Origin of the sequence: Marinobacter salicampi (genome assembly GCF_011074795.1) — a bacterium.
GTDB lineage: Bacteria > Pseudomonadota > Gammaproteobacteria > Pseudomonadales > Oleiphilaceae > Marinobacter > Marinobacter salicampi.
Genome location: NZ_JAAMPF010000011.1, coordinates 1 through 8,490, shown reverse-complemented (window position 1 = coordinate 8,490; position 8,490 = coordinate 1). Strand labels below are relative to the sequence as shown.

14 protein-coding genes are annotated in these 8,490 nt (G+C 48.3%); 2 read left to right on the top strand and 12 right to left on the bottom strand.

Annotated features, from left to right (window positions below; translation table 11 throughout):
- Nucleotides 1-255 precede the first annotated feature (255 nt).
- The 3 genes from G7W63_RS04745 to G7W63_RS04735 all read right to left on the bottom strand — a co-directional run bounded on the left by G7W63_RS04745 (nt 256) and on the right by G7W63_RS04735 (nt 1,483).
- The gene (locus tag G7W63_RS04745; protein WP_166253932.1) at nt 256-834 is read right to left on the bottom strand and encodes a hypothetical protein; all 579 of its coding nucleotides are present in this window, start codon (nt 832-834) and stop codon (nt 256-258) included.
- Between the two features lie 77 nt (nt 835-911).
- Complete coding sequence (locus tag G7W63_RS04740; RefSeq protein ID WP_166253929.1) at nt 912-1,205, bottom strand: HigA family addiction module antitoxin; 294 nt, start codon at nt 1,203-1,205, stop codon at nt 912-914.
- The gene (locus tag G7W63_RS04735; protein WP_166253926.1) at nt 1,205-1,483 is read right to left on the bottom strand and encodes a type II toxin-antitoxin system RelE/ParE family toxin; all 279 of its coding nucleotides are present in this window, start codon (nt 1,481-1,483) and stop codon (nt 1,205-1,207) included. The genes G7W63_RS04740 and G7W63_RS04735 overlap by 1 nt, the downstream gene beginning before the upstream one ends.
- A gap of 135 nt (nt 1,484-1,618) precedes the next feature.
- Here G7W63_RS04735 and G7W63_RS04730 point away from each other — a divergent pair, with 135 nt between their 5' ends.
- Entirely contained in the window at nt 1,619-1,858 is a 240-nt protein-coding gene (locus G7W63_RS04730; protein ID WP_012140687.1) for a type II toxin-antitoxin system ParD family antitoxin, read from the top strand.
- The gene (locus tag G7W63_RS04725; RefSeq protein ID WP_166253923.1) at nt 1,858-2,154 is read left to right on the top strand and encodes a type II toxin-antitoxin system RelE/ParE family toxin; all 297 of its coding nucleotides are present in this window, start codon (nt 1,858-1,860) and stop codon (nt 2,152-2,154) included. The genes G7W63_RS04730 and G7W63_RS04725 overlap by 1 nt, the downstream gene beginning before the upstream one ends.
- On the opposite strand, the gene G7W63_RS04720 is transcribed toward G7W63_RS04725, so the two are convergent.
- From G7W63_RS04720 to G7W63_RS04680, 9 genes are all read right to left on the bottom strand, one after another.
- Nucleotides 2,151-2,405: a hypothetical protein gene (locus G7W63_RS04720; protein ID WP_166253920.1), complete on the bottom strand. Its 255-nt coding sequence runs from the start codon at nt 2,403-2,405 to the stop codon at nt 2,151-2,153. The genes G7W63_RS04725 and G7W63_RS04720 overlap by 4 nt on opposite strands.
- Nucleotides 2,402-2,626 carry an addiction module protein gene (locus G7W63_RS04715; protein ID WP_166253918.1) on the bottom strand — a complete coding sequence of 75 codons (225 nt, stop codon included), beginning with the start codon at nt 2,624-2,626 and terminating at the stop codon, nt 2,402-2,404. Before G7W63_RS04715 ends, G7W63_RS04720 begins: the two co-directional genes overlap by 4 nt.
- Nucleotides 2,627-2,780: 154 nt before the next feature.
- Nucleotides 2,781-3,278 carry a DUF3291 domain-containing protein gene (locus G7W63_RS04710; protein WP_166253915.1) on the bottom strand — a complete coding sequence of 166 codons (498 nt, stop codon included), beginning with the start codon at nt 3,276-3,278 and terminating at the stop codon, nt 2,781-2,783.
- A gap of 95 nt (nt 3,279-3,373) precedes the next feature.
- Complete coding sequence (locus G7W63_RS04705) at nt 3,374-3,970, bottom strand: PIN domain-containing protein (RefSeq protein ID WP_166253913.1); 597 nt, start codon at nt 3,968-3,970, stop codon at nt 3,374-3,376.
- A 97-nt stretch (nt 3,971-4,067) separates the two neighbouring features.
- The gene (locus G7W63_RS04700) at nt 4,068-4,730 is read right to left on the bottom strand and encodes an FRG domain-containing protein (RefSeq protein WP_166253910.1); all 663 of its coding nucleotides are present in this window, start codon (nt 4,728-4,730) and stop codon (nt 4,068-4,070) included.
- A gap of 500 nt (nt 4,731-5,230) precedes the next feature.
- Nucleotides 5,231-5,830 (bottom strand): hypothetical protein, encoded by a 600-nt coding sequence (locus G7W63_RS04695; protein WP_166253907.1) that lies wholly within the window; start codon nt 5,828-5,830, stop codon nt 5,231-5,233.
- Nucleotides 5,831-6,378: 548 nt separating this feature from the next.
- Nucleotides 6,379-7,008 carry a hypothetical protein gene (locus G7W63_RS04690; RefSeq protein ID WP_166253904.1) on the bottom strand — a complete coding sequence of 210 codons (630 nt, stop codon included), beginning with the start codon at nt 7,006-7,008 and terminating at the stop codon, nt 6,379-6,381.
- A gap of 118 nt (nt 7,009-7,126) precedes the next feature.
- Nucleotides 7,127-7,963, bottom strand: coding sequence for a DUF6236 family protein (locus G7W63_RS04685; protein WP_166253901.1), 837 nt, complete (start codon nt 7,961-7,963; stop codon nt 7,127-7,129).
- Between the two features lie 100 nt (nt 7,964-8,063).
- Entirely contained in the window at nt 8,064-8,423 is a 360-nt protein-coding gene (locus tag G7W63_RS04680) for a hypothetical protein (RefSeq protein WP_166253898.1), read from the bottom strand.
- Nucleotides 8,424-8,490: the final 67 nt, after the last annotated feature.

The following is an 8,490-nucleotide window of genomic DNA, read 5'->3' as shown; positions in this document are numbered from 1 at the left end:
CCCGCTGTGCTGCCGGACTTGTAGAATTTTGCCAAGCCCTTGTGTTTGAAGCTTCGAATCATTCCTTGAATGTACCCTGTAACGTATCACGTGTCAAAGCCCATAACGCTCCGCTAATGTGCGCCGCCTGCGGCGTTACCATTGAGCGGCTTGTTAGCAGATTCTGGGAGCTTTATCTGCTAACGCTTGCAGCAGGGGCGCCCATGAAATGGAGCCAAAGGCGCAATGTAATGGGCGTCGCCGTGCCTGCACTGGTTAGCGCATTCTTTCCTGTGCCCGACGTGCCGCGATAACTATCTGTTGAACGGTGGCAGTAAATGACTTGATCGCACCACAATCAAGGTCATTGAGATCCTCATCCAATGCGCCTTCAGATGCCTCAATGTACTCCAAGAGGACATCGTCCGGATCGAGTTCGACTAATCTAGATTGCGCTCTCAGAGAAGTCGGCACAGCCTCAAAATTGATGCTATTTAGGTCACATTGCATGTGTGCTACACGCAACATTCCGTAGACCTTGGCCCAACCTTCAACCATTTGTTTCACATAAACTTCTGATTTTCCATTGCTCTCGTCCAAGGTGGCCAAATGCTTCAGTGATTGCTCTTCGCAGGATGGATTCATTGGAGCATTTCTTTGACGCGCCGCTTTCATGCAACGCTCTCTGTCCAGCTCTTTGATAAACGCCTCATTTTCCGAAGCCAACTTACTCATGGACTGGTTGATTAGTCGCAGTTCAGAGAATAAGCGCTCGTCCAAGCTCTCTGCCGCGAAGAGCGCCGCAGGAAAAACGAAGAGAAAAAAGCTGATGGGGTAAAAATATAGAAATCGCATATGTCCTTTGCTCGCTAACGCCTGGCTTTGCGGCGTGCCGGAGCGCCAGCGCAGGCGAGTCCGACAACAGCCACTGGTTAAGCTGCTTCGAAGTCCAGCCGATGAATACCCTCCAGATTGACTGTGCCGCGAGCCACCCATAGGTCATACATGTCTTGCATCGCCAACCAGCTCTCAGGAGTACGCCCGAGAACCTTGGACAGCCGCAGAGACATTTCAGGGCTAATGCCACTATTCCCTTTGAGCAGCCGAGACAAAGTGGAAGGTGAAACACCCAGGCTGGACGCAAGCTGACGGGAACTGATACCGAAAGGCTCCAAGTACACCTCCCGAATGAACTCACCAGGATGCGGCGGATTATGCATAGTCATTAGTGATAATCCTCATAATCAAGAATGTAGGCATTGCCGTCCTGGAATTCGAACGTCATGCGCCAATTTCCGTTAACCCGAATCGACCACCGGCCTTCGTCTTTTCCCTTCAATGGGTGAAGCCGAAAGCCAGGGATGTCCATGTCTTCCATGACAGTTGCGGTGTCCAGGGCAGCCAGCTGCATACGCAGCTTCTTGGCGTGATCAGGCTGTATGCCAGACGTGCTGCCGGTCGAGTAGAACCGTTTCAGTCCTTTGTGACGAAATGATTTAATCATGAGGGAATGCTAGCATGTTGCGCACCGCGCAACAACAGTGCTTAACGCCCGCAATCACGCGCTTGTCGCGTGGATTGCATTGTTATGCCACCTGAACCAAAATATACCAATTATTGGTACTAGCGAGGTGGCATCATGCAAAAGAACACCAGCATCACTTTAGGCCAACATTTTGATGCGTTCATTGCAGAACAGCTCAAAAATGGCCGATACAGCTCAACCAGCGAGGTAGTTCGTGCAGCATTACGCCTGCTTGAGGAGTCTGAAACACGCCTGACCACACTTCGTAAACTGCTCAAGGAAGGCGAGGACAGTGGTTTTGAAGACTACTCCTATGACTCTTTTATTCGTGAACTGGACAACGAAGGGCGCTGATGCCAAATTTTAAGCTTTCCAGGAAGGCCAAAGCTGACCTCAAATCTATTGCCCTATACACGGAGCGTAAATGGGGCCGAGATCAACGAAACCACTATGTTCTCCAGTTCGATCAATGCTTCCACCTTCTGGCCGACAATCCGAACTTGGGGCAAGCTTGCGATGAGATAAGTCCAGGCTACCGACAGTACCCTCAGGGAAGCCACATCATATTTTATCGGCTAGCCACCGAGGGTATTGTTGAAATTATCCGCATCCTGCACAAACGCATGTTGCCTGAGGGGCATCTGCTTTAGGGCATAACGCACGGCTCACGCGCCGTTTTGGAGCCGCGAAGCGGCGGAAAATCGGTCGCTGTGCAGCCGATTGTTAAAGCCTTATCTGGTGGCAACTCAGCTTGCCAGGCTTTTGGTGACTCGCCAATTAAATTGGCCAGGGCCTCAAATTCCTCTATAAAGGCACCACCCAATCCCGGAACTTTTGATTCATAATAACCAACTGACTCCAGGAACTCGGCTTCCGCTGCCGGGTGAAAAGAATAGTTCATTTGATCAGTGCTCTAGCCTTCCTCATGACCTCATCGCCAGACACAGCCTGAACTGTGCCATTATCGAGCTCTTCGCCCCTGCGCCGGGCCTCAAGCAACCAATCGGACCTGAGCTCTTCTTCTGACGGGGACTCCAGACTCAATACCAGTCGCTGGATCAATTGCGCTCGCTCCTCTTTAGGGAGGTGGAGCGCCTCGTCTTCAATTTTCTGGAGATTCATGGACAAAACCTCTCGTTCACGTATCACCTAATTTTGACACGGATGGGTACCAGGTGCCACGACTCGGCTTTTCAGCTTTAACGCCGAAAATAAGCGGCGGCCCGACAGGGCTGTCCGGTGGAGGCCGCAGGCCGGAACGAACTTGATTGATTTGTTAAGTGGCTGGACATTCACCACCCAAAGTATCGGCTGGCACGCTGGCAATTTCACCGGGAGCGGGGAACGCTTTCTTGAAAGTGAAAGCTTCGGCAGTTGGTCCGTGTTCTCGGAGAATTTTGAGCCTTTGAGCCGCTTCTTCGACTGACGGAACGTGACCGGCAGGCACCCACCAAAGCACCATATATGCCTCACCCATTTTGCTAAACCACTCTTTTTTGCGGCGCATGATCTCGACGTGGGCAGACCGATAGACGTAATTATGCAAAGTCTTGACTGAATCCCAGAGGGACAGATTCACGATTTTATCGAAGCCGAAGTAATCAATGCCGGTGGCATCACCTTCTCCGGTTTGCAGACGCCAGACAAAACCAGGGGAGTCCTCTGCCAACGCATTGACCCTGTCGAGATTGGCGACAAAATCCGAAAGCTGCGGCGAATCAATCGGAGCCAAAAGCGTTGCAATGTTGAGTTGTGCAATATGATACCTACTCACGATTTCCTTCCTGAAAACACTTAACGCCTGCCATCACCGGTGACAAAATTGCAGCGAAGCCGCGATTTTGGCATCCGGTGCATGGCTTGGTTAGGCTAGTGTGGCAATTGGTACGAAACATTGCCGCTACTAACCTTTATGTATTTCCGCTGCTCCAGATCCTTCACCACAGAACTCAGTTGCTGTTCCGATAGTTTCTCAGTGAACAGGGAGTTGATAGTGTTTGAGAGGGTCTTCACCTTACGAGGCCTCGATTGGCCTCGGCCAGCGAGGTTTTTGACGATGGCCGCTACCATATCGTCAGTAGAGGTCGCGGTGGACATTCTCACTACCGGAATTTCCGCAAGGTCCCGCTCACGTTGGATTTTGATACCTCGAGCCTTGAGATGCTTTATCAGGGTATCGAAGCCAGTATCCCGCGAGATAACGTGAAAATAAGCGCTTGGGTCCTTCGTAGCCAATTCACCAATGTAATAAGCAATGTGGAAATCAAGGGCGTTTTTGCCAGTGCCTGTGATTTTGATGTATTGGGCCGCATCCCCGAGTGCCTGCATGGCAGCAGCCAAGTCGAAGGGTATCTTCACTTGGTTCGCACCAACGAACACCACGACCTTAAAAGGATGCTGCTTGAGTACCTCTAGGTTACTCGGCTGTACATTCTCAAAATCTATCAGGACATAGTTTGTTGCCAAGTAAGCTCTCCCTGTTTTATTCAGCCCTAACGCCAGTGGTAATGGGTGCCAATGGAGCGCAGCGTAGTTGGCGTCCCGTTGACCACATTGTTAAGCATCAGAACAAATCTTCCAGCTCTAAATCGCTGACAATTGTGTCTCTCAGATCCTCACAAATGCCATCCAACCCCGGGAAAATACTGGAGTATGAGATGCCCAGAATACTAAGTTCCTTCCGAATTCTGACCTTATTTTTCGAAGGAATGGTTATCTCTTTTTGCCCTGCACTCCGCAATGGGGAGTTCGGTTTCGCTGAACAAACGAAACATCCAGATTGTCCAGAGATTCGGTTGGTAATATGCGGTGGGTGATACGCAAACGCATCCTTTATTTCAAACAAACCATTGTCAGGAACACTTACCTCTGAACGCTTGTATTTTGCGACTATTACCTCGCCATCATTATCTACAGTGGGGTCTGATGCAAAAAAGAGCGCTATTAGTGGGTTCAGAGTGTAATCTAGGAGCCTAGTAGGGCACCCGTGATGTTGCATTAAGCAAAGCCAGTCAATATCCGTTTTCGGTGTAACCTGCAAGAAAGCAATGCTTCGATTCTTGAACTCCTGCAATATCGCTTTCTCTTTATCCAAGACTGTTGCCCAATCTTTACTAAAATTACGTCCAATCGATGGGACCGCCTTCCAGGAACTATCCGCGTGGCCCCTAAAAATAGTGGTAGGACCTCGTTCGATCTGTTTGAGGAATTCAGGAACCAACTTCATTCGTCAAATATTCCTTGTGCTTAACGCCAAAATTCAGCGGCGGCCTTTGCGTAGCGAAGCGGAGAAAAGGCCGTCCGGTGGAGGCCCTTCAGGGCCGGAACGAACTGGAATGGCTTGTTAGAGATCACTTAAACCAACGCTCATACAGCACGGCATGGCACCTTGTAGCGATACACGCATTGATCCACGTTACTGCGGCTTGTGCAAGCAACTCCAACCCAACTATCGCCATAGGGAAGCTGGGACCTGTTTGACTTAACTCGGCCACAAAGCCCGGCATCGATGTAGAGAAAAACCATCCAAAATAGGCAGCCACCAGAAACGTTGGCCCTCCGAGTAGCACCAAAAAAACACTGGGAATCAACTCGAATTTATTTGGTTGCTTTGTATCGGTAACCAATCCATTGCCCCTGATAATTGTGAATTTCTAACGCCAGTGGTAATGGGCGCCAACGGAGCGCAGCGTAGTTGGCGTCCCGTTGACCACATTGTTACGTGAACTATGATTTCAGAGCTTCCCGCACCTTCCTAGCTGAAGTAACTGAAAATGTCTGGGACAACAGAAATAACCCAAAGACTATCAAGAACAAAGAAATTCCAACCAAAACGAAAACGCCAAGTATCGTTTGTGACTGAACGGCGCTTGTCATCGCCAGAAAGAAGAATCCTAATAACAGCAAGAAAATGCCGGCAATCATATTGTACCAAAAGCCAATCTTATCAAATTTTGATATTTTTACGTCCAACTTACCATCTTTTAGGACTAAATGACTTCTTGCTCGTATAAAGTGAGACAATGAAAGCTCCCTATTTAATTTCGCATACCAATCGATGCAGGCATCCCTTACAACCTTTTCCATTTTAACCTTGTGAACCAATCGAAAATATTCGTTCTCTATTTCATCTTCAAAATGAACTTTCAGATTTTCATTTATTGAAGTAATAGAGGCGGCTTCTTTCAAAAGCTCTATTCTTCGCTTCTTATATGTATCTGCGAAGGATAAGATGTGTTTTAGGTTAAACAAAACCCCTAAAACAATCGCGAAGGAAAACGCGGCGTACTCTCCCGTCGAGATGAACTCAAAAGCTTTATCAAACACTCTCAACTTTCCTTTTTCATGTAACGCTTTGCTCACCGGAAAATTAGGAGCGCAGCGAGTAATTTTTCCGCGTGCAGCAACTTGTTAGGTGTGCTGCCAGCCCAGCAAAAACTGTACTGTACAGGACAAGAAATACATCTTCTTTAACGAAATGCATTGTATTCAGCAGCTTATACAGATAATCAAACTCTTTCCCTATAAGGGCGAACCCCATCAGTGCTCCGAGGAACAAAAACACCCCCACAATAGACTGGATAACGACATAAAGTATTTTCCGACTTCTTAACCAACTAGCCGATGAACAAAAAATTTCGGAAATAAAATAGGCAAAAACTGCCATCCCGATCGACCAGAAATATGGGGTGAAAGCGTAGTCCGGCTTGGTAAGAGTCGCTTGAGCCAAGACCAAACATGCAAGAATGAAATAAAAGTGCTTTATCAAACAATCACCTAACGCGAAGCACAGCGGCGGCCCGTCAGGGACGTCCGGCGGCCATCGGCCGCGTACTGCTGCGACTTGTTAACAGTGTTCCCGGTTAATTCCGTTACTAACCATTACCAAGTAAATAATTGGTTGTTGAAGACAGATACGATTCCGCCATATTGAAAAAGCTAACTGCTTGTTCTAAATCTACTGAAACAGATAGCCCTACGCTAACCAAAACACCATAGGCTGTTTGCCTCCAGCTGGCTTTGCTACTTGTAGCCAATTTATCATCGAGAAGCTTAAAAGCGGATCTCGTGTAATCCGCTTCCGCCGTTGAGAAGCTGTACAGCTCTTCTATTTTTTTCTCCAAAGCGTCTAATTGCGAACGTAAAGCTTCGATCTCACTATCGCTAAAATTTTCATTCTCGTCAGCGCCACGAAAGATCGACGAAGACTGGAATACAGTATCTGCCGTTTCGACAATAGGAAGCTCAGTAACATTTAAGACAGCACTAACCGAACTAACATTAAAAACCCTAATCTCGTAGGGATTTTTAAGGAAGAAAGTGTGTGATTCGCCCCGACAAATATCTTGGTGCTGTGTACCGAAACCGTCGCGGCCAACATCTATAGCCACGCGTTGGCTATCTCCGCTGGTCGTAGGTTTAACACCTACGTACAAATCGGAGTCAAAGAAATCTACAGTTTCCCCAAAGCGAACGTTTTGTCTTTCCTTTCTTCTCGCAAGCAACTTGATAATATCCTTTGTCTGTTAACGCTTTTGTTCAGCGGCGACCTTTTTGCAGCGAAGCGAAGAAAAGGGCGTCCGGTGGAGGGCCTTCAGGCCCGGAACGAACTGCAACAATTTGTTAGTAATGGAAGTTCTGCCGGACACTCCTAAGATAGCTCAGTCCGCTCGGACAATTGTTGGCTTGTGGCATGGTTATCGTTTTATAACCTAAAACTATCCCTGCACTAGCCATACCTGCAACCAACGGTGGTAGTCCAATTATGCTGTGGAGCCCTGCCGCTCCTAAACCACTTCCAACTAGTCCCGAAAAGTCCATGTTTACCGTATTCCTGATATTACCAGCGAACCTCTTGATCCCGCTTTCACGCAAAGAAGCATCAAGGTCCTTTATGGCGATTTCCAAACGGGCGATTTCGGTTGTCTTCGCCCTAGGTATATCCGCTGAGCCAATAATTTTTTGATAGATATCATCCATGTAAATGCGGAAAGCCTCGATCTCTGCTTGGCGACGTTCTTTAAACTCCAAAATATCAACCAAAGGAGTGTCACCAACAGGAATGGGCAGCATTCCGTACAGCTCAAATTCGACACCGAATCCGGAAACATCTTGGCTATAAAAAGGAACCCCAGAAAGCTGAGCTAAGGTCCAGGCACCGGGTTCGAGTTTTTGATTCTCTCTGAGTGCCGCTTCTTGTGCCGCGACGAAAAACTCTCCATTGCCAGAATGGATTCTTCCCTGGAAGGCCACCCTCGTTCTTTTTAGCGCATCTGTTGTCTCTAAATAATCGATGTCTGCAGAGGAAATATGGACAAGATTATTGGAGGGATAATCAATCTGATCCCAATAAAGAAGATATTTTCTGAGCTCAATGGGGTCGGGTTCACCCCCACAGCGTATGCCTCCAGTTATGAGGGGCTCGAATGGCGGTGAGATTACTATTCCTCGTTTTAGCATTCCCCCTCCAAATTATTACTAACGCTGAGGTAACCGGCGCCGGAGCGCCAGCGGAGGGAACCAAAAGCGGTACGCTTTTGGCGTCCGGTTGACCGTCTTGTTAGGCATTCTCGAGTATTCGCTTTATCTGAGGGTCCACATATTTTGCCACAGGGTCAGCCCCATCTCCGTGATCATACTCACCAGCGTCAAAGGCTTCATAAATCCGGAACACGAGCTCAGGCAAGGTAAAACCGTCGCCTTGTTCTGAGGCGTCAGCGACTGATACTGACCAAATTGTGTTGATGGCCGCATCTGCCGTAGAAAAATCCCATTCCTTGGAAGAGTATCGATGTGCGACTTGCATCGCCAAACTATTGAGCAGCTCATGCCGACTACAGCCAGCAGCGACGCAGCTGCTGTCAATGTGGTGCAATCTCAGGGCACCTTCTGTAGCGAGTTGAAGAAAGTCTTGGGTCATAGCAATGCCTAACACCCAAGCATTTAATGGTCGTGCGCAGCATGACCTTTAAATGTCTGTTGGACTA

Bases quoted from the DNA above. Each gene is read 5' to 3' on its own strand.
- G7W63_RS04725 (WP_166253923.1), top strand. From the start codon at position 1,858: ATGCCAAATTTTAAGCTTTCCAGGAAGGCCAAAGCTGACCTCAAATCT.
- G7W63_RS04745 (WP_166253932.1), bottom strand. From the start codon at position 834: ATGCGATTTCTATATTTTTACCCCATCAGCTTTTTTCTCTTCGTTTTT.
- G7W63_RS04715 (WP_166253918.1), bottom strand. From the start codon at position 2,626: ATGAATCTCCAGAAAATTGAAGACGAGGCGCTCCACCTCCCTAAAGAG.
- G7W63_RS04680 (WP_166253898.1), bottom strand. From the start codon at position 8,423: ATGACCCAAGACTTTCTTCAACTCGCTACAGAAGGTGCCCTGAGATTG.
- G7W63_RS04735 (WP_166253926.1), bottom strand. From the start codon at position 1,483: ATGATTAAATCATTTCGTCACAAAGGACTGAAACGGTTCTACTCGACC.
- G7W63_RS04740 (WP_166253929.1), bottom strand. From the start codon at position 1,205: ATGACTATGCATAATCCGCCGCATCCTGGTGAGTTCATTCGGGAGGTG.
- G7W63_RS04730 (WP_012140687.1), top strand. From the start codon at position 1,619: ATGCAAAAGAACACCAGCATCACTTTAGGCCAACATTTTGATGCGTTC.
- G7W63_RS04700 (WP_166253910.1), bottom strand. From the start codon at position 4,730: ATGAAGTTGGTTCCTGAATTCCTCAAACAGATCGAACGAGGTCCTACC.
- G7W63_RS04685 (WP_166253901.1), bottom strand. From the start codon at position 7,963: ATGCTAAAACGAGGAATAGTAATCTCACCGCCATTCGAGCCCCTCATA.
- G7W63_RS04720 (WP_166253920.1), bottom strand. From the start codon at position 2,405: ATGAACTATTCTTTTCACCCGGCAGCGGAAGCCGAGTTCCTGGAGTCA.